20 protein-coding genes are annotated in these 23,015 nt (G+C 63.6%); 11 read left to right on the top strand and 9 right to left on the bottom strand.

What is annotated here, in order from left to right:
- Window positions 1-123: 123 nt before the first annotated feature.
- The 3 genes from AB5Y50_RS03135 to AB5Y50_RS03125 all read right to left on the bottom strand — a co-directional run bounded on the left by AB5Y50_RS03135 (window position 124) and on the right by AB5Y50_RS03125 (window position 7,146).
- Window positions 124-3,585, bottom strand: a complete 3,462-nt coding sequence (locus AB5Y50_RS03135) for a NahK/ErcS family hybrid sensor histidine kinase/response regulator (RefSeq protein ID WP_368162406.1) — start codon at window positions 3,583-3,585, stop codon at window positions 124-126.
- A 63-nt stretch (window positions 3,586-3,648) separates the two neighbouring features.
- Window positions 3,649-4,791 (bottom strand): 3-phenylpropionate MFS transporter, encoded by a 1,143-nt coding sequence (locus AB5Y50_RS03130; protein ID WP_049636176.1) that lies wholly within the window; start codon window positions 4,789-4,791, stop codon window positions 3,649-3,651.
- A 261-nt stretch (window positions 4,792-5,052) separates the two neighbouring features.
- A complete protein-coding gene (locus AB5Y50_RS03125) occupies window positions 5,053-7,146 on the bottom strand; it encodes a TonB-dependent hemoglobin/transferrin/lactoferrin family receptor (protein ID WP_042881282.1) in 2,094 nt (697 codons plus the stop codon).
- A 196-nt stretch (window positions 7,147-7,342) separates the two neighbouring features.
- Between AB5Y50_RS03125 and AB5Y50_RS03120 the strand changes: the two genes are divergently transcribed.
- From AB5Y50_RS03120 to AB5Y50_RS03110, 3 genes are read left to right on the top strand one after another with little or no spacing between them, the layout of a single operon-like run.
- On the top strand, window positions 7,343-8,311 hold the full coding sequence (locus tag AB5Y50_RS03120; protein WP_049636177.1) for a ChaN family lipoprotein: 969 nt from the start codon (window positions 7,343-7,345) through the stop codon (window positions 8,309-8,311).
- Window positions 8,312-8,325: 14 nt separating this feature from the next.
- The gene (locus AB5Y50_RS03115; RefSeq protein ID WP_049636178.1) at window positions 8,326-8,859 is read left to right on the top strand and encodes a cysteine hydrolase family protein; all 534 of its coding nucleotides are present in this window, start codon (window positions 8,326-8,328) and stop codon (window positions 8,857-8,859) included.
- A gap of 57 nt (window positions 8,860-8,916) precedes the next feature.
- Window positions 8,917-9,324, top strand: a complete 408-nt coding sequence (locus tag AB5Y50_RS03110) for a hypothetical protein (protein ID WP_010673229.1) — start codon at window positions 8,917-8,919, stop codon at window positions 9,322-9,324.
- Between the two features lie 64 nt (window positions 9,325-9,388).
- On the opposite strand, the gene hutZ is transcribed toward AB5Y50_RS03110, so the two are convergent.
- Together hutZ and hutX are read right to left on the bottom strand one after the other, a co-directional pair.
- A complete protein-coding gene (gene hutZ, locus AB5Y50_RS03105; RefSeq protein ID WP_010673228.1) occupies window positions 9,389-9,946 on the bottom strand; it encodes a heme utilization protein HutZ in 558 nt (185 codons plus the stop codon).
- Window positions 9,943-10,455 carry a heme utilization cystosolic carrier protein HutX gene (gene hutX, locus AB5Y50_RS03100; RefSeq protein ID WP_045523746.1) on the bottom strand — a complete coding sequence of 171 codons (513 nt, stop codon included), beginning with the start codon at window positions 10,453-10,455 and terminating at the stop codon, window positions 9,943-9,945. The genes hutZ and hutX overlap by 4 nt, the downstream gene beginning before the upstream one ends.
- A 167-nt stretch (window positions 10,456-10,622) precedes the next feature.
- On the opposite strand from hutX, the gene AB5Y50_RS03095 reads away from it, so the two are divergent.
- From AB5Y50_RS03095 to AB5Y50_RS03085, 3 genes are read left to right on the top strand one after another with little or no spacing between them, the layout of a single operon-like run.
- Window positions 10,623-11,468 carry a hemin ABC transporter substrate-binding protein gene (locus AB5Y50_RS03095; protein ID WP_041214611.1) on the top strand — a complete coding sequence of 282 codons (846 nt, stop codon included), beginning with the start codon at window positions 10,623-10,625 and terminating at the stop codon, window positions 11,466-11,468.
- A complete protein-coding gene (locus tag AB5Y50_RS03090) occupies window positions 11,465-12,496 on the top strand; it encodes an iron ABC transporter permease (protein ID WP_161646805.1) in 1,032 nt (343 codons plus the stop codon). The genes AB5Y50_RS03095 and AB5Y50_RS03090 overlap by 4 nt, the downstream gene beginning before the upstream one ends.
- Before the next feature lie 15 nt (window positions 12,497-12,511).
- On the top strand, window positions 12,512-13,303 hold the full coding sequence (locus AB5Y50_RS03085; protein WP_049636180.1) for a heme ABC transporter ATP-binding protein: 792 nt from the start codon (window positions 12,512-12,514) through the stop codon (window positions 13,301-13,303).
- Window positions 13,304-13,399: 96 nt separating this feature from the next.
- Here the strand turns inward: AB5Y50_RS03085 and AB5Y50_RS03080 are convergent, their stop codons facing one another.
- Window positions 13,400-14,008, bottom strand: coding sequence for a YitT family protein (locus AB5Y50_RS03080; protein WP_010673223.1), 609 nt, complete (start codon window positions 14,006-14,008; stop codon window positions 13,400-13,402).
- 292 nt (window positions 14,009-14,300) lie between these two features.
- On the opposite strand from AB5Y50_RS03080, the gene AB5Y50_RS03075 reads away from it, so the two are divergent.
- Together AB5Y50_RS03075 and AB5Y50_RS03070 are read left to right on the top strand one after the other, a co-directional pair.
- On the top strand, window positions 14,301-15,650 hold the full coding sequence (locus AB5Y50_RS03075) for a UDP-glucose/GDP-mannose dehydrogenase family protein (RefSeq protein WP_049636181.1): 1,350 nt from the start codon (window positions 14,301-14,303) through the stop codon (window positions 15,648-15,650).
- Window positions 15,647-16,645 carry an NAD-dependent epimerase gene (locus tag AB5Y50_RS03070; protein WP_049636182.1) on the top strand — a complete coding sequence of 333 codons (999 nt, stop codon included), beginning with the start codon at window positions 15,647-15,649 and terminating at the stop codon, window positions 16,643-16,645. The genes AB5Y50_RS03075 and AB5Y50_RS03070 overlap by 4 nt, the downstream gene beginning before the upstream one ends.
- Before the next feature lie 41 nt (window positions 16,646-16,686).
- Here AB5Y50_RS03070 and AB5Y50_RS03065 read toward each other — a convergent pair whose 3' ends face one another.
- The 3 genes from AB5Y50_RS03065 to AB5Y50_RS03055 are packed head-to-tail and all read right to left on the bottom strand — an operon-like array spanning window position 16,687 to window position 19,464.
- On the bottom strand, window positions 16,687-18,375 hold the full coding sequence (locus tag AB5Y50_RS03065; protein WP_049636183.1) for a glycosyltransferase family 39 protein: 1,689 nt from the start codon (window positions 18,373-18,375) through the stop codon (window positions 16,687-16,689).
- Complete coding sequence (locus AB5Y50_RS03060; protein ID WP_045523761.1) at window positions 18,365-18,724, bottom strand: lipid-A-disaccharide synthase N-terminal domain-containing protein; 360 nt, start codon at window positions 18,722-18,724, stop codon at window positions 18,365-18,367. Before AB5Y50_RS03060 ends, AB5Y50_RS03065 begins: the two co-directional genes overlap by 11 nt.
- Window positions 18,724-19,464, bottom strand: coding sequence for a glycosyltransferase family 2 protein (locus AB5Y50_RS03055; protein WP_049636184.1), 741 nt, complete (start codon window positions 19,462-19,464; stop codon window positions 18,724-18,726). The genes AB5Y50_RS03060 and AB5Y50_RS03055 overlap by 1 nt, the downstream gene beginning before the upstream one ends.
- 312 nt (window positions 19,465-19,776) lie before the next feature.
- On the opposite strand from AB5Y50_RS03055, the gene AB5Y50_RS03050 reads away from it, so the two are divergent.
- From AB5Y50_RS03050 to AB5Y50_RS03040, 3 genes are all read left to right on the top strand, one after another.
- A complete protein-coding gene (locus tag AB5Y50_RS03050) occupies window positions 19,777-20,619 on the top strand; it encodes a lytic transglycosylase domain-containing protein (protein ID WP_010673217.1) in 843 nt (280 codons plus the stop codon).
- A 198-nt stretch (window positions 20,620-20,817) separates the two neighbouring features.
- Window positions 20,818-22,485, top strand: coding sequence for an energy-dependent translational throttle protein EttA (ettA, locus tag AB5Y50_RS03045; protein WP_010673216.1), 1,668 nt, complete (start codon window positions 20,818-20,820; stop codon window positions 22,483-22,485).
- Window positions 22,486-22,596: 111 nt separating this feature from the next.
- Complete coding sequence (locus AB5Y50_RS03040) at window positions 22,597-22,926, top strand: hypothetical protein (protein ID WP_039040029.1); 330 nt, start codon at window positions 22,597-22,599, stop codon at window positions 22,924-22,926.
- The last annotated feature ends 89 nt before the right edge of the window (window positions 22,927-23,015 follow it).

The raw sequence follows: 23,015 nt of genomic DNA, 5'->3' as shown, positions 1-23,015 counted from the left end.
CAGCAAGACTCAATTATCACCAATCACGAAAAATGGCGACGAAAATGGCGCCATCATCGGCGATCATAACGCCTGGATGGCATCCAGAAAATGTTCAGCCAATGCTCGATTCTGTGAGACCAGTCACTGAACCGGCATCAGCAGGCTGTTCATCAGTGCGCGCAGCTTGAGAGGTTTGACCGGTTTGCTCACGTAGCCGAAGCCGTGCTCACGGATCTGTGCCTGCAACTCGCTCTTGCGATCCGCACTGATGATGATGCCGCCGATACCGTTGCCGTGGGCCAGCCTGATCATGTGCAGCGCCTGCAACCCGGTCTTGCCGTCATCCAGGTGATAATCCGACAGCACCAGCGCAGGCAGGAAGCCGCCGCCGATGATCTCTTCCGCCTGCTCCAGGCTCTGGGCACAGCGCACCTCGCAGCCCCAGCGTCCCAGCAGCGAGGCCATGGCGATGAGGATATCCTCCTCGTTGTCGATGCAGAGGATCCTGACCCCTTCCAGCTGACTGTCTCGCAGGGCCGGGGTCGTCACCTGGCTGGGGATGACGGGCCGGGTCGCGAGGTTCAGGGTGATGGCAAAGACGGACCCCGCTCCGGGCCAGCTGCGCAGGGAGAGCTGATGACCCAGCACCAGCGAGATGCCGCGGGCGATGGCGAGCCCGAGGCCAAGCCCCTGCTCTCTGGCGGTGCGGGAGTGATCGAGGCGGGAAAACTCGTCGAAGATCGCCTCCTGCTTGCCCTCCGGGATGCCGGGGCCGTTGTCCCACACCTCGATGCGCACCTTCTCCCCCATGCGGCGACAGCCGAGCAGCACCCGACCGCCGGGGTTGTAGCGAAATGCGTTGGTGAGGAAGTTCTGCAACACCCGCCGCAGCAAGCGCACATCGCTGTAGACCGCAAGGCGGCTCTCCACCACGGAGAACTGGATCCCACCGGCCTGGGCCAGCACGCCGAATTCCGCCTTGAGATTGTCCAGCACATCGCTCAGGGAGAAATCGAGCTTCTTCGCCTTGAACTTGCCCGCCTCGAGGCGCGAGATGTCCAGCAGATCCGTGATGAGATCCTCGGTCGCCCCCAGGGCGTCGTCGATGTGGCGAGCGATGCGGGCCGGTTCGTCCTCCGGGGGCAGCATCTCCAGCAAGGAGGAGGTGAAGAGCTTGGCCGCGTTTAGCGGCTGGGTCAGGTCGTGGCTCACCGCCGCAAGGAACCGGCTCTTGGACTGGTTGGCCCGCTCCACCTGCTGGTTTACCAGCAGCAGTTGGCGGTTGAGTTCGGAGAGCTCGTGGGTGCGCTCGGCCACCCGCGCCTCCAGGTGCTCGTTCGCTTCCCGCAGCACCCGCTCCGCCGCCCTGAACGGGGTGATATCGGTGAAGGTCATGACAAAGCCCCCCGCAGGCATGGGGTTGCCCTGCATCTCGATGACCCGGCCATCGGGACGCTCCCGCGCCGAGACATGGGGGCTACCACGCTTCATGAAGGCAACCCGCCGCGCCACCTGGGCCTCGATGTCTCCCTGGCCGCACAACCCCTGTCCAGCGTTGTAGCGGATGATCTCCTCGATGGAACGGCCCACCTGAATGAGACCGGGGGGATAGGAGAACAGCTCGATGTAGCGTCGGTTCCAGGCCACCAGCCTGAGCTCCCTGTCCACCACGGAGATCCCCTGCCCCATGTGTTCGATTGCCCCCTGCAACAGGCCGCGGTTGAAGCGGAACATGTCGGAGGCCTCGTCCACTATGGTGGCGATCTCCTCGAGCTGCATGTTGCGTCCCTGCAGGGCAGAGGCCAGCACCAGGCGGGCGGACGAGGTGCCGAATACCCCCGCCAGCAGTCGCTCCGTGTGGGCGATGAGCTCGGCGGAGGCCTGCATCTGGGGCGCCAAGGTGCCTCCCCGCTCGCCGGCGAAGCGGCCGAAAGCCCGTTTGACGCGGCTGGAACCGACGAAGCGGGCCGCCAGCATCTCCAGCTCCTTCACCGAGACCCGCGCATGATAGAGCGCCGAGGTATCCCGGCTCGTCTTGCCGACGAAGTTGGCGGCCTGCAGCCGCTCGCTCACCGCCGCCCGTGACAGCAGGGAGCCCGCCACATAGCCGGCGAGGTTGAGCAGAAGACTCAGGAAGAGGCACCAGGCCCCCAGGCTCAGATCCCGCACCGCCGGCCAGTCTGGGGGCGCCAGCAGGGCTTCGAGGGGGGAGCCAGCCAGCAGTCCGCTCTCCGCCAGCAGGGTCACGAACCAGAGGCTGACCCCGAGGGCGAGCCCGAGATAGACGCCCTTGCGATTGCCATGACGCCAGTACAGGCCGAGCAGCAGGGCTGGCGCGAACTGGGCCACGGCCCCGAACGAAAGATAACCGATGCGCGACAGACTGGTGAGATCCCCGAGCCAGAGATAGAGCGCCCAGGCCGCCAGCAAAATCAGCAAGATGGCGCCCCGACGCACCTGCAGCAGCAACCGCATCAGGCGCTCGTCCCGCCCCTGTTGCCAGACCCGGCGCAGCAGGACCGGCAACACCAGATCGTTGCTCACCATGATGGCCAGGGCGATGGTGCAGACGATCACCATGCCGGTGGCCGCCGAGGTGCCGCCGAGAAATGCCAGCATCGCCATGCCGTCGAACCCGAGGGACATGGGGAGGCTGATCACATAGGTGTCCGAGGCCATGTCTGCCCCGACCCACTGCTTGCCTGCCAGCGCCAGCGGCCAGATGAAGAGCCCCATCAGGAAGAGATAGAGGGGGAAGATCCAGCGGGCCCAGTGCAGATCCTGCCCCTGGTTGTTCTCCACCACGGTCACGTGAAACTGGCGCGGCAGGCAGATGACGGCGCACATGGCGATCAGGGTGTAGATGGCGAGCTCCAGCAGGCCGCCCGGCGTCACCGCCACCACCGCATCGAGGAAGTCGCCCGCCACCAGGGTACGCGCCTCGCTCGGTCTGGCGATGATGAGCCAGAGCGCAAAGCCCCCCACCGCCATGAAGGCGAGCAGCTTGACCACGGACTCGAAGGCGATGGCCACCACCATGCCCCTGTGGTGCTCGGTGGCATCCAGGTTGCGGGTGCCGAACAGAATGCTGAACAGGGCCAGCAGCAGGGTGACCCCCAGCGCCAGCTCCGCCATGTTGCTGGTGGGGCTGACCCCCGTGCTGTTGGCCATCAGCAGATCGAGCCCGGTGACGATCGCCTTGAGCTGCAGCACCAGATAGGGAAGTATCCCCATGACGGCGATGAGGCTGATCACCATGGCCAGGCGCTGGGACTTGCCATAACGGGCGGCGATGAAATCGGCGATGGAGGTGATGTGCTCACGCTTGGCCACCAGGATGAGGCGGGCCAGCAAGCGCCAGCCAAACAGGAACACCAGCATGGGGCCCAGGTAGATGGGCACTGGCGACCAGGGGGATTCGCTGGCCTGGCCCACGGTGCCGAAGAAGGTCCAGGAGGTGCAATAGACTGCCAGCGACAGGCTGTAGAGCAGAGGCTGCCCCTTGGGGCGACGGCGCTTGTTCTTGTCCGCCACATAGGCGATGAGGAACAGCAAGCCCAGATAGGCGAGCGACAACCCGATCAGCAGCCATCCATGGTGCATCTCTCTACTTCCCTTTTCCAGATAAGTCGGAGGCCTGCCGCGCCAGAGACCGGCAGACCTGTGTCATCGGCCCTGTTCAGGGCTCTCTTCACGCAGCCGCAACACGAAGACCGGCAGCACTACCAGCACCATGATAAAGAAGATGCCGCCCCCCAGCGGCTCGAACAGCACGCCGCAGATCGCCATCAGGGCCGCCACCGTCATGCCAAGGCCCAGGGCCGCATAGAGCGCCTGGGTGGGGATCTGCTGCTCCGCGGGCAACTGGCGGGTCATGAAGCGGATGGCGCCGAGGTGACTGACGCAGAAGGTGACCCCGTGCAGCAGCTGGCCGAGCACCAGCACCGCCAGGTCGGTAGAACTGCCGAGCAGCACCCAGCGCACCACGCAGCCAAGGGCCCCCACCAGAAACAGGGTCTGGGCGCCGAAGCGCTGGAGGAAGCGCTTGTCCGCGGCGAACATGGCGATCTCCGCCACCACTCCCAGAGCCCAGAGATACCCGATCAGGGTGCCGCTGTAGCCGGCGCTCTTCCAGTAGATAGCGCTGAAACCGTAGTAGGCCGCGTGGCTCCCCTGCAGCAGGGCGGTGATGAGCAGGAAGCGGCGCACCGGGGCCGACCTGAGCGTGACGAGCAGCGAGGCCTTGGCCCGCTCCCCTTGCAGCTCCCGGGGGGCCGGGTGCAGCGGCAGCAGGCTGAGCCCCAGCATGATCAGCAGCCCGGCCACCATGGTGTGCAGCACCCAGTCGCTGCCAAAGTTGCCCACCAGGGCCCCCACCAGGGTGGAGGCAACGATAAAGGCGAAGGATCCGCACAGCCGCACCTTGCCGTAGTCGAGGTGGGTCTGCACCACCATGCGGGTGGCAAGCGCCTCTCCCATGGGCATCAGGGTCGGGTAGATGAAGTTGGCCGCCAGGGTCAGCACCACCAGCCACCAGAGGCTGTGGCCCAGATAGAAACCGAGGAAGGCCAGCAGACTCAGCAGACAGAGCAGCCGGGTGACGGGCAGCAACTGGCCGGCCCCCTTGACTCGCCCCATCACCATCAGGTTGCCGGCAAAGCGGATGGCCATGCCTACCCCCAGCAACAACCCTATCTGTTCAGTACTCACCCCGATGCCTTCCAGCCAGAGCGACCAGAACGGCAGGTAGGCGCCATAAACGAAGTAGAAGGCGCCAAAAAACAGGGCTAACCAGGAGAACGCGGGCATAGAGGCTCGGGCTGCATGACAAGGGGCACAAATGATAACCGATTTCGGGACGGGGATCCCCAGGCGGCATGACAGATAAAAACCATAAATATCAATAAAGTTGAACCTTTGTCACATCCCCCTGTCTATTGGGTAACACCGCTTCCTGATGAGTGTTGCAATCCTTCCACCCGCCCCTGGCGGGTTTCTTTTTTGCAGACGCCGACCTTCATGTCAAAAGGGGCCCGAGGGCCCCTTTTCCTTCATGCTGGTCGACGACCATCAGAACACGTACTTGACCCGTGCACTGAGGTTGCGGCCAGGCTCGGTCTGCTTGCTGGTATCCGCGGTGGCGGCAAGGCCGGTGATGCTCTCGTAGCTCACGTACTCCTTGTCAAACAGGTTGAATACCCCCACGTTGAGCTGCAGGTCCTGCACCGGCTTGAACTGGGCATAGAGATCCACCACGCCCCAGCCTGCGCTCTTGATGTTGTCGTTGCCTCGCGCATCCTTGCCCACCTTGTCCATGTCGTCGGCAAAGCGCAATGCGGTGTTGATGTTCCAGTTCGGCTGCTCCAGACGCACCCCGACGCTGCCGTTCAGGGGGCTCAGGCTGTTGATGTAGTTGCCCTCGCCATCCTTGCCCTCGATGTAGGCCAGGTTGCCCCAGACGTTGACCAGCTCGTTCAACCAGTAGTCCGCCTTGGCCTCGGCCCCCTTGGTGGTCGCCTTGTCCAGGTTCTGGTACTGATAGAGGGCGGTACGGCCTTCGGTGCCCACGGCCGTCAGCTCGATGAAGTCGTCGAACTTGTTGTAGAAGGTGGCCACTTCATAGCTGAACCCGCCACGGCTGCCGCGCACCCCCAGATCGATGCCGTCGCTGCTCTCTGGCTTGAGGTTCGGGTTGGGCTCGATGCGATAGCCATACGCCTGGTGGTTCAGGGTGGAGAAGGCGTTGTCATACATGGGCGCCTTGAAGCCGTGGCTGTACTGGGCGAACAGGTTCGCCGCCTCGTGCGCCTTGAACACCAGCCCCAGCTTGGGAGAGAACTCCCCTTCGGAGATCTTCTTCATGTTCTCGCCGGTGTAGGCGGGATCCTCGTCCGGGGTCATCTTGTAGTAGTCGTAACGCACGCCCGGGGTCAGCACCCAACGCTCGCCGAACTTGATCTCGTCAAAGGCCCAGAGCGCACTGCGCTCGCTGGTGGTGGAGGGGAAGCTCAGCTCGTTGTAGCCAACGAAGTCACCCGGAACGGTCGGCCCCTTGAAGCGGGTGCGCTCGTTGTCGGTATGCTCGTATTCCAGGCCCCAGGCCAGACGCTGGCTGGCGAGCGCCTTGTTGAACTTCACCTGGGCGCCCAGGCTCTCCTGCTCGAAACCGTTGTGATCCAGGGAGTTCTTGGTCACATAGGGGTTGCCCGGCATGACCGGATACTTGGACGAAGCGTACTGATCCAGGGTCTGCTTGGCGCGGCTGTAGTAGATCTTGCTGTCCACGCGATCCGCCCAGGGGGCGTTCAGGGCGAGGCCATGATCCAGTACCAGGGAGAGGTTGTCGGTCTCCTTGTCGGTAATGGGCTGGTTGAAGACGGAGCCCGCCTTGGTCAGATCGATGGCATCCGGATCCTGCCCCTCGGTGAAGTAATCCACCGTCAGTTTCAGGAACTGATCATCGGAGAGATTCCACTTGCTCTTGAACAGCACGGCCTGGCTGACGATGTCGAACTCGTTCTTGTCGCCGTCATAATTCTGGGTGACACCGCCATCGCGCCAGGTGTAGCGCAGCAGGTTCTCGACTTCCCCGGTGCGCAGCGCCCCCGTGATGCCGGCCATTCTCTGGTGGCTGCTGGAGGCATAACCCGTGGTCGCATCCAGATAGCTGTCGCGGCCCTTGAGGAAGTCGCCTGCATCCTTGGTGGTGATGGCAATGACGCCTCCCAGAGCATCGGAACCGTAAGCGGCCGAGGCCGGCCCTTTGGCCACTTCCACCTGCTTGATCATGTCGGTGTCGAAGTAGGTCTGACCCACGCCGCCATTCTTGTAGGCATCGTTCTGGCGCACACCGTCCTGCACCACCTTGACCCGGTTTTCGCTCATGCCGCGAATGGTGAAGGTTTGGGCATCTCCTGCTCCTCCCTGCACGCTCACCCCGGGCTCATAGCGGAACAGATCGGCGACGTTGCTGACGACCTGCTCTTCAATCTGCTCCGAGGTAATGACGGCGATGGGACCGGAAACATCTTCCAGCTTCTGTTCCATCCGGGAGCCGCTGACGACCATGACTTCATCGGCTTTCTTGTCTGCGGCGAAAGCGGGGGAGATCAGCCCGGCCGCCACGGCGAGGGCTATCAGGGAGGGGGTGTTGTTGTGCGCCACTGCAAAGTCCTTATTGAGAATTATTATCAAGCGGAAGGCATATTACCCCGCCAGATACAAAGATCAATAATAAAGTGAATCATTCTCATTTCATTTTATCGTCATTCCCCCTTACACTGGCGCCACTTTTTCGCTCGCCATGCCGCCATCCCATGGTGCAGCCTTTTCCCATCCCCTGTTTCTTGAGTGAGTAACCATGATCCGACGACTCCCCCTGCTCGCCCTGCCCCTGCTGCTGGCCGCCTGCACCACCACGCCGCAGAACATCCCACCCGAGACCCTCTATCACGCACGGCTCGATACGGCCCAGGGGCAGGCGCTGACCTTCGAGCAGGCGGTGGCGCGGGTGGCGGATGCCGACATCGTGCTGGTGGGGGAGCTTCACACTCACCCAGCCATCCATCTGTTGCAGGCACGTCTGCTGGCGGGGCTTGACGAGATATCGCAAGCCGATGGCCGGGCCCTGGTGCTCTCCATGGAGCAGTTCAGCCGCGCCGAACAGCCGGTGCTGGATGCCTACCTGGCCGGACGCATCGGCGAATCGGCCCTCATTCGAGATGGCCATGCCTGGCCCAACTACCAGAGTGATTACCGCCCTCTGGTGGAGTTCGCCAAGGCGCAGCACCTGCCAGTGATTGCCGCCAATGCCCCCAAACCTCTGGTGAGCTGCGTCGGTCAGGAGGGACCGGCCTGGCTCGACAAACTGCCGGCCAATCGCCGCAGCCAGCTTGCCCGCGAGCTGACTCTGGGGGATGACGGCTACCGCCAGAAGTTCATGGCCTCCATGCACCATGGGGATGCGGACGGCAACGCCCGTCGCTTCGCCGCCCAGACCAGCTGGGACGACACCATGGCCGAAAGCATGGTGGATTATCTGGGCAAGCATCCCGGCAGGCGCATCATGCATATCGCAGGCAACTTCCACGTGGAGGGGGGGCTCGGGATCGCCAGTCGCATCGCCAGCCGCAATCCGGCACTCAAGGTGGCACTCATCGTGCCGCAAACCGGTGACGAGACAGCCCCCGGGAGAGACGCCGATGTCAGGGTCCACATCGCTCCCCTGCCGGAACGCTGGCTAAATGCAAAGGAAATGAAGCAAGATATGGGCGCACTGCATCAATCCCGAAGCCGTGACTGCAGCCAATGGTTGCAACCCTCAAAATAGCCCAAGGATTTCATATGGATGTGTTACTCGTCATCGACATGCAACAGGGGTTGTTCGATAACCCCCGCCATCAGGATGCCCAGGTCATCGCCAACATCAATCGTCTGGCCGATCGCGTGCGGGGCCAACACGGACGGGTCATCTATGTGCAACACGACGAACCGGGTTCCGAGCTGGAACCTGGCAGTGCGGGCTGGCAACTGCACGCCGATCTGGCCCCGTCTCCCAACGACAGCCGGGTGCGCAAGACCGCCTGTGACAGCTTCCTCGACACCGAGCTCGGCTTCCTGCTGGCAGAGCAGTCGGTAGACAGACTGCTCATCTGCGGCTGTGCCACCGACTTTTGCGTCGATACCACGTTGCGCAGCGCCGCCGCCAGGGGCTTTGACGCCTTTGCGGTGACCGACGCCCATACCACGGCGGACAGGCCGCACCTGAGTGCGGAGCAGATCATCCAGCACCACCACTTCATGTGGCGGCATCTGAGCCTGCCTCAAGGCAGAAGCGTGACCCTGCTCACGACGGATGAGCTGCTGGCCACCATTTAACCCGAGCGGGCGTGTTAAGCTGCCCGTCCTGATGTGAACACCCGATTGGAGTCTTGTGTGCGCCTACTCTCTGCCGTTGCCCTCACACTGCTGTTACCGGCGCTCACCGCCTGCTCCGGATTGCCGGGGGCAGCACCCGATGGCCCGGCCCCCCTGTTCCACACCCATATCAGCGACGACGGGAGCAAGCGCTTCACCTTTGAGGCCGCCCCTCTCGACGTCCTGCCAACCCGGTTGCAGGAGGGAGATGACAACCGGCTGAGCCGCCGCGACAAGAGCCTGCTGGAACGCCGGGAAGCCCTGCAGGACGAGCAGCTCACCCAGATGCTGGCCACGCGCAAGTATTGCCGAAGCGGCTATATCGTCCTCAGCCAGACCTCCTGGAAGATCCGCGGGGAATGCAACGAAAGCGCCAGCCAGGCCGATCGCGATGCCTTCCCCAACCAGGCAGGCTGGCAGGAGTAACCCGGGACATAACAACAAAACGGGCAGCCCAGGCTGCCCGTTTCTCATCTCGCTGATTGTCCCCTCAAACGGGTTCATCCGCCGGGCTGGTCAGCTCGGCGCCATTGTCGATGCGTTTGTGCCCTTCCACCAGGTGAACGAAGTCCACCAGCTCGTCGCCGGAGACACGGAACGCCTGACCGAATCCCTTGACGAACAGCCCCTGCTCGGGCTTGAGCCTAAACAGCACGAAGTCCTTGAGGTTGGAGAGCCCTTTGACTATCTCGCCGAAGCGCCCTTCCAGCGCCGCAACGGCCTTCTCCCAGCGTGCGTCGTCGCGCGCCACCACCTCGGCGACCGCATCGAAGGTCAGACGCTTGCGGGCAAACAGCTCGCGGGCCCCGGTTTCGTCCTCGATCAGCATCAGCGATACCTTGGGCACCTGTTGCAGGTTGCGGGCGTGGCGAGCTATTTCGGAGATGAGCACATAGTAACCATCTTCCTGCAGCACGAAGGGGGCATAGCTGGCATTGGGGTTGCCTTCGCCATCCACAGTGGCGAGCTGCAGGGTACGGCAACCGTCGCGGAACTCGCGGATCTCCGGTTGCAGGCGGTTTTGCAGGCGCTCCTGACGTTCACTCATGCTTTCACTTCCTCTTGATACTGACGGCGCAGGGCCATGAAACGCTCCACCTGCTCAGGCAGCAGTTGACGCTGCTCGTCCCGGCCCAGGTAGATCTTGAAAATGCAGCGGCCACTGTGGCCGAAGAACTGGAAGGAGTGCCCTTCCTTGCCCATGAAGAGCTTGCTGACCAGGGCGATGCCCGCCACGTTGTCGAGCTTGAGGTGGCCGTGCAGTTCGCCGTCCCGCCCCATCAGGTTGTAGTAGCCGCGCGCGTTCTTGCCCTTGGGGAAGGGAGCCTTCACCTCGAAGATGGAGCCATCGGATTCGACGATGGTGGTCACCTGACCCCAGCTGGACAGGTCCGCCAGCAGGGCTTCGGCCTCCCCGGCCGGCACTTGCGTCATCAGGGCGGCAGGCAGATGGCGTACCACCTCCCACTCGCTGACGGCCAGCTCGGTGGCGAGGGTGGACGGGTGGGCGCTGGGGTCTTGCTCCAGCAGCGCCTGAATGCGTTGTGCAATGCTCATCGGTTCTCCCTGGATGATCTGGCGATGGTGCTCGGTGTCGCGGCGGATACTGTAATAAAGCGCCCCAAGTAACGCAATTGATAATCGCTTTCATTCTCAGTGCATTTTGATGGACGACTTGATATTCTCGGCGGCAACCCTATTTCATTCACCCTTCGGAGGTTCGCATGGGCCGTCGTTTTGCCCTCGCATTCAGCCTGCTCGGCTGTGCCCTTTCCCTCTCTTCCCCATCCGTCATGGCGGTGGAGCGTATCGTCAGCATAGGCCCGGCCACCACGGAACTCATCCTGGCACTGGGAGGCGAGCAGAGCCTGGTCGCCACCGATGTCAGCAGTCCGGAGCCCAGAGGCGTGCCCAAGGTCGGCTATCACCGCGCCCTCGCCGCCGAAGGGATCCTGAGCCTCTCTCCGACCCTGGTGGTCGGCAGCGACGAGATGGGCCCGAACAGCACGCTTGATCAGTTGCGCCGTGCCAACGTCAAGGTCGAGGTCATGGCCACAGCCCCTACGCTGGCCAACCTCAACGAGCGTATCGACACCCTGGCCCATCTCCTGGGTGACCAGGCGGCAGGGAGCAAGCTCAAGGAGGAAATTGCCGCCCAAAGCGACACCCTGGCGGCGCAGGCGAAGCAGAACAAGCCCCTCAAGGTCGCCTTCCTGCTGCTGCACAAGGGTCAACCCACCAGCATCGCTGGCGGCAACACCACCGCCAGCGCCCTCGTCACCCTGGCGGGCGGCGTCAATCCGGTGGCTGGGCTCCACGACTATAAGCCCGTTTCCACCGAATCCCTCATCGAGCTGCAACCTGATCTGGTGCTGGTGAGCGGTCGCGACTGGCAGCAGTATCAGGATCCCGACGCCGTTCTGAGCCAGGTACCGGCCCTGTCAGCCACCCCTGCAGGCAAGAATAAAGCCATCCACGCCATCGACGGACATGCCCTGCAAGGGGGCCTCAGCCTTCGTTCCCTGCAACAGGCGAACCAGATCGCCCAGTGGATCAAGCAGGGTTCCTGATGCGCCTGCCTCTGCCCTGGCTGCTCGCCCTGACCGGCTGCGCGCTGGCGTTGCTGCTGGTCGGGTCCCTCGTGACCGGCCCCATGTCCCTCTCCCTTGGCGAGAGCCTGCGCGCCCTGTTTGCCGGACCCCAGAGCGGGATTGAGGCTCACAAATTATTGATCGTGCAGGAGATCCGTCTGCCACGAACCCTGCTCTGCATCGCCGTGGGGGGCATTCTCGGCCTCTGCGGCGCCGTCATGCAGGGACTGTTTCGCAACCCCCTGGCAGACCCCGGCATCATAGGGGTGTCGGGCGGGGCAGCACTCGGCGCAGCCCTGGCCATCGTGTTGCTCGCCCCGTTGGGCTCGCACCTGCAGAGCCTGCTCGGCCTGGGGTTGCTGCCCCTGCTCGCCTTTCTCGGCGGAGCCCTCACCACCACCCTCGTCTATCTGCTGGGTACCCGGGAAGGGGGCACCTCGGTCACCGTGATGCTTCTGGCCGGGGTGGCCATCACGGCGCTCTCCGGCGCCGTCATCGGACTGCTCACCTACCTCGCCGACGATCAGATGCTGCGCAACCTGAGCCTGTGGCAGATGGGCTCCCTGGCGGCAGGCAAGCCGGTCGATGTGACGCTGGCGCTGCTGACCCTGGCCGCTTTGCTGCTGTTGTTCATGCGCGATGCCAATCCCCTTAACGCCCTGCTGCTGGGAGAGGGAGAGGCCCGGCATCTGGGGGTGAACGTGCAGACGCTGAAGCGTCGCCTCATCCTGCTCACTGCTGCCGGTGTCGGCGTGGCGGTGGCGGTGGCCGGCATGATCGGCTTTGTCGGTCTGGTGGTTCCCCATCTGGTACGGCTGCTGGCCGGTCCCAACCATGTCCGCCTGCTCCCGCTGTCTGCCCTGCTGGGGGCTGGCCTGCTGCTGGGGGCCGACATGCTGGCGCGTACCCTGCTCGCTCCGGCCGAGCTGCCGGTCGGCATCATCACCGCCCTGCTGGGTGCCCCTTTCTTCATCTGGCTCTTGGTCAAGAGCCGCCGAACCCTGTAACAGGAGATCGCCACCTTGCCCGGATACCCCTCCCCCCTGCTCAGTTGCCGGGGCCTTCGCCTCAGTCGCGGCAACCGACTTATCCTGGACAGCCTGGATCTCGACCTGCATGCCGGCAGCCTGACCGCCCTGCTCGGCCCCAACGGGGCGGGCAAAAGCTCACTGCTCAAGTGCCTGACCGGCGAGCTGGAACATGAAGGGGAGATCCACCTGTTCGGCCAGACCCGCAGGGGGTGGGCCGACAACGCTCTGGCCCACCGGGTCGGTGTGCTGCCGCAAAGCTCCTCCTTGAGCTTCCCCTTCCTGTGCGAAGAGGTGGTGGCCATGGGCCGGCTGCCCCACAGCGAGCCTGCCAGCCGGCGCGACGAGATAGTCCGCGCCGCCATGACCCACGCCGGGGTCGACCATCTGGCGAACCGCCTCTATCCCGGCCTTTCAGGCGGGGAGCGTCAACGGGTGCAGTTCGCCCGGGTGCTGGCCCAGATCTGGCAGGCACCGGAGGAACCGCAGCAAGCGCGGCTGCTGCTGCTGGACGAGCCCACCTCGGCGCTGGATCTCAAATACCAGCACCAGTTGCTCGCCATGGCCCGGGCGCTGGCCGGCCGCAACACCGCCGTGCTGGTGGTGTTGCACGATCTCAATCTGGCAGCCCGCTACGCCGATAGGCTGGTGATGCTGGAGCAGGGCAGGCTGATGGCTGACGGCAGCGCAGGCGAGGTGCTGACCCCGGCGCTCATCGCGCGCCTCTACGGCTACCCCGCCCAGGTGATCCACCACCCCGAGAGCGGCGTCCCCATGGTGGTGTGACCCCCTGGGGCAGATAGCAACAGAGCGCCATCAGGCGCTCTGTCTTTTTGCGGTATCCAGCCTTGGGCTGACCAGCAGGGTAATCCCCTGGGCACATCAGGCTATCTGGTAGCGCCCCGGCTTGTGATTGAGTGTCAACACCAGATTACAGATGATGGCTGCCACCACGGAAAGCACCAGCAGCCAGGGGGAGACCACGAAGAAAGAGGCGACGACGATGGCGCAATCCAGCCCCATTTGCAGCTTGCCTGCCCGCACACCCCATCTGTCCTGAATGAAGAGCGCCAGGATGTTGAAGCCCCCCAGGCTCGCCTTGTGGCGAAACATGATGAGCAGCCCCATGCCGATCAGGGTGCCGCCTATCAATGCTGCATAGACGGGTTCGATCTTGCCGATTTGCAGCACGGCGTTGAGGTGATCCGTCATGAAGGAGACGGTGGCCACGGCGGCAAAGGTATTGAGGGTGAAGCGCGGCCCCATTCTGAGCCAGGCCAGGGCATAGAAAGGCAGGTTCATGGCGAAAAACAGCAGGCCGAAGCTGATGCCGGTCACCTGTTGCAGCAGCAGCGCCAGGCCGGCGGTGCCACCGGTGAGCAGGCCGACCTGATGGAACAGGAAGATGCCGAGGGAAACGAAGCCTGCTGCGGTCAGCAAGGCGAGCACATCCTCATACAGTGGATGCGCAGAGCGTGAAGTGTTGTCCATAACCAGGTATCCAGTCGCGAAGCAAGAGAGTGTTGGCCGCCCATCGGGCGGAGCGAGCCCCGTGAACCGGGGCTTCGTTATGCCGACAGTCTCCATTTTGAGTGAGATGGATCACAAGTCCCGCCCTTCACGCGCCAAAATGGTGCGCGTCATCCAGGCGTTACAATCCTTGCACCAAAATGTCCCACGCTCACCGCCGGCATGATGCTGAAAAACCTGAAACGGGGCGCTGCCCCCGCACCCGAATCGTTCTAGAATGAGTCGCTTGTCACTGCCAGCGGAACAACAGCGGATGAGAGTCACCGTATTCGGAATAGGTTATGTCGGGTTGGTTCAGGCCGCCGTACTGGCGGAGATGGGTCACAAGGTGATCTGTGTGGATGTGGATGCCGACAAGGTCGCGGCCCTGAAAGCGGGACACATTCCCCTCTTCGAGCCCGGCCTCGCCCCTCTGGTGCTGCGCAATCATCAGGCCGGCCGCCTGATCTTCACCACAGACCCGGCACGGGCGGTGGAGTTTGCCGAGCTTATCTTCATCGCGGTCGGAACGCCGCCGGACGAGGACGGGTCCGCCGACCTCCATCAGGTGATGACGGTGGCGGACACCATAGGCCGCCTGATGCAAGGGGGCAAGGTGGTGGTCAACAAGAGCACTGTCCCTGTCGGCACCGCCAGCCGGGTACGGCGACACATTGCGGAGCGCCTCGCCGACCGTGGTCTCGATCTTCCGCTCGACGTGGTCTCCAACCCCGAATTTCTCAAGGAGGGCGCCGCCGTCGCCGACTGCCTGCGGCCGGATCGCATCATCATCGGCACCGACTCCGATCACGCCTTCTCCCTGCTGGAGGAGCTCTACGCCCCCTTCAACCGCAAGCGAGACCGCATCCTGCGGATGGATGCACGCAGCGCCGAACTGACCAAGTACGCCGCCAACGCCATGCTGGCGACCCGCATCTCCTTCATGAACGAGATGGCCACCCTGGCCGAAGCCCTGGGCGCCGACATCGAGGAAGTGCGCAAGGGTATCGGTGCCGATCCGCGCATCGGCCACCACTTCATCTACCCGGGCTGCGGTTATGGCGGATCCTGCTTCCCCAAGGATGTCAGGGCGCTGATCCACACCGCGAAGGAGGCGGGGTGCGAGACCCCCCTGCTGCGCTCGGTGGAGAAGGTCAACGAGGCGCAGAAGCACAGGCTCATGACCCGGCTGCACCACCATTTTGGTGCCAGTCTGTCGGGGCGCACCTTCGCGTTATGGGGACTCGCCTTCAAACCCAATACCGACGACATGCGCGAAGCCCCGAGCAGGGTGCTGATGGAGGCGATCTGGGCGGCAGGAGGCCAGGTGCAGGCATTCGACCCCGAGGCCATGACCGAGGCCGCCCGCCTCTATGGCCAGCGGGCAGATTTGATCCTGTGCGACACCCAGGAAGCCGCCCTTCAGGGGGCTGATGCCCTGCTCGTCTGCACAGAGTGGCAACAGTTCCGCGCACCGGATTTCGACCTGCTTCGCCAGACCCTGAAGCAGGCCATCATCTTCGACGGCCGCAACCTCTATGATCCGGCCCGTCTGCGCCAGCGCGGTTTCACCTACTATGCCATCGGCCGTGGCGATAGCCTGACCCATCAGGAGGAGCGATGAAGTACCTCGTCACCGGCGCCGCCGGGTTTATCGGATTTCATGTGGCGCGCAGGCTCTGTGGCGACGGCCATCAGGTAGTGGGGATAGACAACCTCAACGACTACTACACGGTGAGTCTCAAGGAGGCGCGCCTCGCCCTGCTCACGCCTCTGCCCGGCTTTCGCTTCGAGCGCACCGATCTCGCGGACCGCGCGGCCATGGCTTCGCTCTTTGCCCGCGAGCAGTTTGACCGGGTGATCCATCTGGGGGCCCAGGCCGGGGTGCGCTACTCCCTGGACAACCCCTTCGCCTATGCCGACAGCAACCTCACCGGCCACCTCACCGTGCTGGAGGGGTGTCGCCAGACCCGGGTGCAGCACCTGATCTATGCCTCCTCCAGCTCGGTCTACGGGCTGAACGAACAGATGCCGTTCAAGCCGTCCTATGGGGCGGATCATCCCGTCTCTCTCTATGCGGCGAGCAAGAAGGCGGGAGAGCTGATGGCCCACTCCTACTCCCATCTCTACGGCCTGCCCACAACCGGGCTGCGTTTTTTCACCGTCTACGGCCCCTGGGGTCGGCCCGACATGGCCCTGTTCAAGTTCGTGCACGCCATCCTGAACGGCGACTCCATCGACCTCTACAACCAGGGCCAGCTCAGCCGGGATTTCACCCATGTCGACGACATCGTCGAGGGGATAGTGCGCATCGCAGACAGCCCCCCCGCGGGCGATGCCCACTGGCAGGGGGCCCCGGACGCCAGCCCGGCCCCCTATCGCCTCTTCAACATCGGCAACGGCAGCCCGGTCAGGCTGCTGGACTTCGTGGATGCCATCGAGGCGGCCCTCGGCAAACGGGCCATCCGCAACATGCTGCCCATGCAGCCCGGCGACGTGCTCGCCACCTGGGCCGACACCCGCTCGTTGTTTGACGCCACGGGCTATCGCCCCCGTGTCGGGCTCAAGGAAGGGGTTGACGGCTTTGTCCGCTGGTATCGGGACTACTACCGGGTCTGAGCCAGGCGAGGTGGCAGGGTCGCCTGGCTCAGACCCTGCGCTCAAGATGAAGGGGTATAGCTGAAGGGCACCATGGTGGGGGAGAGCCCACGACAGGCGGGTTTGAGGGCCTGCGGGCCTGCCAGCAGCCAGTCGGTGCGGTGACGGTTGCCGAGGTTTTCCATCTTCGCGGGGTCAAAACACCTCACCATCAGGTCGGCGCTCCCCAGCACCCAGCGCCCGGGGGCAGCCTCTATCCAGGCGGCAGCTTCCCGGGCCTGCTCCCCGTCTCCCATCAGATAAGGGTAATGTTTCACTGGTTGCAAGCTAAACAGCAGATGCTGCTCCTTGAATCCCGCCAGCAGCAGTTCATCCCCCGCGGGCACCTTCTGCGCCGCCAATGCCATGACTGCCTGAGGGGTGCGCACCTCGTTAAGGCGCACGTTGATCCAGCAGGAGTAGATCAACCACCCCACTGCCAGGGAGCTGAGAATGGCGGTCAGTGGCGCCCGGCGAAGCCAGGCATTGATCAGCAGCAAGGATCCCCCCAGCACCAGCAGGGGAAGCCAGGGATCCGGCCCCAGTTCCCCCAGACGGCTGGCCACTCTGTCGCTACATGCCAGCACCAGAGCCCCCACCAGCCCTACCCCTCCCAGCAACCAGCCGAGCCCGGCCAGTAGTCGCCCCGGCCAGACCCGGACCAGCAGGGTGCCGATGAAGGGTGCGGTCAGGAGCGCCAGGGCGGGCGTACCGGGCGTGATGTAGACGCCCCGCTTGCCTGGCGAGCAGGAGAAAAACAGCACCACCAGCATCAGATAACCCAGCAGCAGCAGGATACGCCTGTCCTGCGCCCGAATGGCGCGCCGCCAGGCCACCACCAGCCAGGGCAGCAGCAGGGAGAGCGGCAGCCAGAACGGCGGGATCACCGAGGTAAGGTAGTACCAGAAGGGTTTGACGTGGTGCCAGGCGCTGGTATAACGAGTCACCGTCTGGCGCAGCAATATGTTGTCTCTGTAGGCCAGCAGGAGGGGATCCCCGCTTCGGGTCACGGCCTCCAGCATGGGGACCAGCCAGAGGCTCATCGCCAGGGCCATGGCCAGCGGCCCGAGCAGGGCCTTCAGCCAGGCTGACAAAGGCGCGGCGCGGATTTGTGCCCTGTGGGTCCAGAGCGCGGGAAGCAGCACCAGCAGGGCCAGTACTCCCACCCCCTTGGTGATGACACCAAGCCCCGCGGCAAACCAGCCGAGCCAGTACCAGCGCCACCCGCCACCGCAGAGGAGGAAGCGCAGAAAACCATAGAGACCGAGGGTGATGAAGGCCGTCGCCAGGGCATCGATCTGCGCCGTCTTGGCCTGCAGGGTGAACTGGACGGTAAAGAGCAGCAGCAAGCCCGCCAGAAATCCCGTCGCCGGATCCCACAGGCGACGCCCCAGGTCCCACACAAGCAAGATGGTCAGCAACCCCGCCAGCAGGGAAGGCAGCAGAAAGGCCACCTTGATGGAGCCAGTCAACACATAACCGATCGCGATCCCCCACATAAACAGCGGCGGCTTGTCCGGATAGAGCTCCCCGCCGCGCATGGGGAAGAGCCACTGGCCACTCTCCACCATCTCCTTGGCGATCAGGGCAAAGCGCGGCTCGTCCGCCGGCCAGGGGTCCCGCAGACCCAGCCCGGCCCCCAGCACCACCAGCGCGATCAGCAGCAACCAGCCAAGGGACGTCTGATTGAGCAGGGTGCGATCACTCACCATGACGAGCCTCCCCGGTCACTCCCTTGTCACGCCGCCAGCCCCGATGCTGGATATCGAGATAGAGGCTGTAGAGCGCGGTGAAGGTGGGGAAGAGGTTTTGCAGCACGCCGACGGAGTCCTGCTTGGGAGAGAAGGTGAAGTAGCTGAGCGTCATCAGGCTGCCGAGCACGCTCATGTACCAGAACAGGCGCGGGATGACGGGTCGCCCCGCCCGCCTGGACGCCAGAAACTGCACCAGCCAGCGTCCGCCGAACATCAGCGCCCCCGTGTAGCCGATCAGCTTCCAGCCGGTGACGTGCACCCCGGTCCAGTCCAGCCAGTCGATGGGGGCAGACAGCCAGGCGTCCATCACTCCAGCATCTCCCGGATTTCAACCACCTTGGAGCGGCGCTGCAACCACCAGACCCCGACCACGTCCACCAGCCCGACCCAGAGCCGGTTCCAGACCCCGTATTTGGAGATGCCCGCCTGGCGTGGCCTGTGGTTGACCGGCCAGGGCGCCATGCGCCCCCCTTGAGCCTGGATCAGCGCGGGGATGTAGCGGTGCATGTGATTGAAGGCAGGCAGTTTCAGATACCAGTCGCGACGCACGACCTTGAGCCCGCAGCCGGTATCCGGAATGCCGTCGCGCAGCAGCAGGTCGCGAAAGCCGTTGGCCAGCGTTGAAGAGAGACGCTTGACCCAGTCGTCGCGGCGGTTGACCCTGTGGCCGATGAGGCCCACCTGGTATGGATCGCTCTGGTAGCGGCGCATCGCCTCCTCCAGCATGGCGGGAATGTCGGCGGGATCGTTCTGACCATCGCCGTCGAGTACCACCAGCCAGTCGCCACGCCCGTGGCGCACCCCGCTCAGCACCGCCATGCTCTGGCCCACGGCATGGACATGGCACAGCACCTTCAGCCTGGTGAAACGCGTCTGCAAATCGCGCAGCACCACATGACTTCCGTCCACACTGCCATCGTCCACATAGATAAGTTCGTACTCGAACCTGCCCCCAAGGGCGGCATCTATTTCGCTGACGAGCGGGGCCAGATTGTCCCGCTCATCCTTGGCAGGCACCACGACAGAGATATCGACCGATTCGACCATATGCACATCCTGCCCTCATCCGAGGCGCTATCGATTCACCCGGCAGACCCGACGACATTGCATCGATGGCCTGGCTGACATCATGCAAATACAAGGCGTTAGAAAACAACTGTGTCAGCATATTGAACCTCAATTAACAAATCTGTCAAAGCAGTCACTGACCCGGGAGCCATACCGCTTCTCCCCTGCACCAAAAGTTCCATACCGTTTTCATCTCTGTTGCTCACCCACATAACCAGATGTTCCATCTGCTGGCTGGCGCCCCTCCCCGGATCGGGCCTATATGTTGCGGATACCAAAGACGAGGTTTCCATGAAAAAACGACTCTGGGGCTGGGGACTCCTGATACTGCTGGCCACCACTTCCCACGCAGATCCCTTTCGTCAGGCCCCCAAGGCCATGAGCGCACTGCGCCAGGGTGCCGCCATGGAACAGGGAAACCCGCGGCAGGCCATCGCCCACTACTGCACCGCCGCCAACCTTGGCAACCCGGAAGCCTATTACCGCATCGGCCGCCTGCTGGCCCGCGGCCCCCAGGGGATCCGCAATGCCCGCAGCGCCAACGCCTACCTGGCCATGGCCATGCGCCTTGGCAACCAGCAAGCCGCCCGTTACTACAACGAGCGGGTCGGCAATGCGCCCCTGGGTACCTGCGGCATCGGAGGCGGTGGCGGAGCCCCCTGGGTGCGCCCCAGTACCCCCTTCGATCAGGAGCGCTACCTGGCCAGACAGTCACAGGCCAAGCAAAAGCTGGCCGTCATGATCCGCCAGGCCGCCCAGCGTCACAAAGTGGACCCCCAGCTCGCCCTGGCCATCGCCATCGCCGAATCCAATCTGAACAGCACCGCCGTCTCCCCCAAGCAGGCACAGGGCGTCATGCAGCTCATTCCCGAAACCCAGGCCCGCTTCGGCGTGACCCGGCCGTTCGATGCCCAGCAGAACATCCGTGGTGCCATGATCTACCTGAAGTGGCTGGAGAAGCAGTTCGGTCCGGACTGGGTGAGGATCAGCGCCGCCTACAACGCCGGGGAACAGGCCGTGCTGCGCCACGGCGGTGTGCCGCCCTATCAGGAAACCCAGGAGTATGTGCAGCGGGTGCTCTACTACTCGGGGCAGGATCCTGACAAACCGGCCCGCCGCAGCTCACCGCGCTGAGCTTGCCCGGTTGCCCCTCTCCCCTCGCGCCTGTCGGCCGTCCCGGCCTGCGGCGCCCGGCTTTGCCGCCCCTCTCCCATTGGTTTACAATCGACGGGTTTTTTGGAACCGGGTTGACGGCCCGTCGACCCGGCCCCACCACGACATCAGTTTGTTAATGCCAAGACATTAAACTGCTGAAAGGAAGAGAATTAGCCAATGGCTCAATTTATTTACACCATGAACAGGGTTGGCAAGGTCGTGCCACCCAAGCGTCATATTCTCAAGAACATCTCCCTCTCCTTCTTCCCGGGGGCCAAAATAGGCGTGCTGGGTCTGAACGGCGCCGGGAAATCGACCCTGCTGCGCATCATGGCGGGCATCGACACCGAGATCGAAGGGGAAGCCCGTCCGCAGCCCGGCATCAAGATCGGCTACCTGCCCCAGGAGCCGAAGCTGGATCCGGAGCAGACCGTACGCGAAGCGGTCGAAGAGGCAGTCGGCGACGTCAAACGCGCCATGGCTCGCCTCGACGAGGTCTATGCAGCCTACGCCGACCCGGATGCCGACTTTGACAAGCTGGCCCGCGAACAGGGCGAGCTGGAAGCCATCATCGCCGCCCAGGGCGGCCACAACATGGAAAACCAGTTGGAGCGCGCGGCCGATGCCCTGCGCCTGCCGGCCTGGGATGCCCAGATCAAGCACCTCTCCGGTGGTGAGCGCCGCCGCGTGGCCCTGTGCCGTCTGCTGCTGGAAAAGCCGGACATGCTGCTGCTGGACGAACCGACCAACCACCTGGATGCGGAATCCGTGGCCTGGCTGGAGCGCTTCCTGCACGACTACGAAGGCACCGTCGTGGCCATCACCCACGACCGCTACTTCCTCGACAACGTGGCGGGCTGGATCCTGGAGCTGGACCGTGGCGAAGGCATCCCCTGGGAGGGCAACTACTCCTCCTGGCTGGAGCAAAAAGATGCCCGTCTGGCCCAGGAAGCGAGTTCCGAAGCCGCCCGTCGCAAGTCCATCGAGAAGGAACTGGAGTGGGTTCGTCAGAACCCGAAAGGCCGTCAGGCCAAATCCAAGGCTCGTATGGCTCGCTTCGAAGAGCTCAACACCAACGACTACCAGAAGCGCAACGAGACCAACGAGCTGTTCATTCCGCCCGGACCGCGCCTGGGCGACAAGGTGGTGGAGGTGGCCAACCTCTGCAAGTCCTATGGCGACCGCCAGCTGATCGACGATCTCTCCTTCTCCATTCCGAAGGGTGCCATCGTCGGCATCATCGGTCCGAACGGTGCCGGTAAATCGACCCTGTTCCGCATGATGTCGGGTCAGGAACAACCGGATTCCGGTTCCATCACCCTGGGTGACACCGTGGTGCTGGCCTCCGTGGATCAGTTCCGCGACAGCATGAACGACAAGAAGACGGTGTTCGAGGAAGTCGCCGACGGCCAGGACATCCTGCGCATCGGCAACTACGAGTTCCCGAGCCGCGCCTACATCGGCCGCTTCAACTTCAAGGGTTCCGACCAGCAGAAGCGGGTCGGCGAGCTCTCCGGTGGTGAACGTGGCCGTCTGCACCTGGCCAAGCTGCTGCAGACCGGCGGCAACGTGCTGCTGCTGGATGAACCGACCAACGATCTGGACATCGAAACCCTGCGCGCCCTCGAGAACGCCCTGCTGGAGTTCCCGGGTTGCGCCATGGTCATCTCCCACGACCGCTGGTTCCTCGACCGCATCGCCACCCACATCCTGGACTACCAGGACGAGGGCAAGATCGAATTCTTTGAAGGCAACTTCACCGAATACGAAGAGTGGAAGAAGAAGACCTACGGTGCCGAGGCTATCCAGCCGCGCCGCGCCAAGTACAAGCGCATTGCCAAGTAAGGCGAGGCAACAGCTGCACCGCCAGGTATGACGTCACAAGGGGAGCCGGGGCTCCCCTTTTTTGCCTCTTCTGACTTACAATCTCCACCTATTCCCCAGCGATAGCGACCCATGACCCAAGCCTCCACCACCAGACTCACCATCCAGATCCGGCTCGAACCCGGCTGCCTGGGGCCGGATGGCAAGCAGCACATCGATACCTTCTGCGCGGCCGCCAACCGGATCCTCGCCGCCATCGAACCCCGACGGGTGCACTGGGTGCTGCTGCCCCGCCATGACAAGCAACTTGCCGAGCAGGCCTACTTCCTCGATGGCCGCCCCTTGAGTGAAACCCAGGCCACCCTGCTGCTCCAACGCATGGGGTTGGCCCTCGATCCCTTGCTGGAGCAGAGCGATGCCGTGCTGAGCCAGCTTATCGAACGCTACCAGAAAAACCGTTGATCCCGATGTGGAAACGGGGCTCTATTGGTCCCCTTTCTCCTGCCTCTGAGGGAAAACGTTTGAATTTTTACTCTATTCATTGATCCGCC

Source organism: Aeromonas sp. s6 (genome assembly GCF_040907815.1).
Taxonomy (GTDB): Bacteria; Pseudomonadota; Gammaproteobacteria; order Enterobacterales; family Aeromonadaceae; genus Aeromonas; species Aeromonas caviae.
The sequence above is the reverse complement of the archived record's forward strand: the minus strand, read 5'-3'. Positions and strand labels throughout refer to the sequence as shown.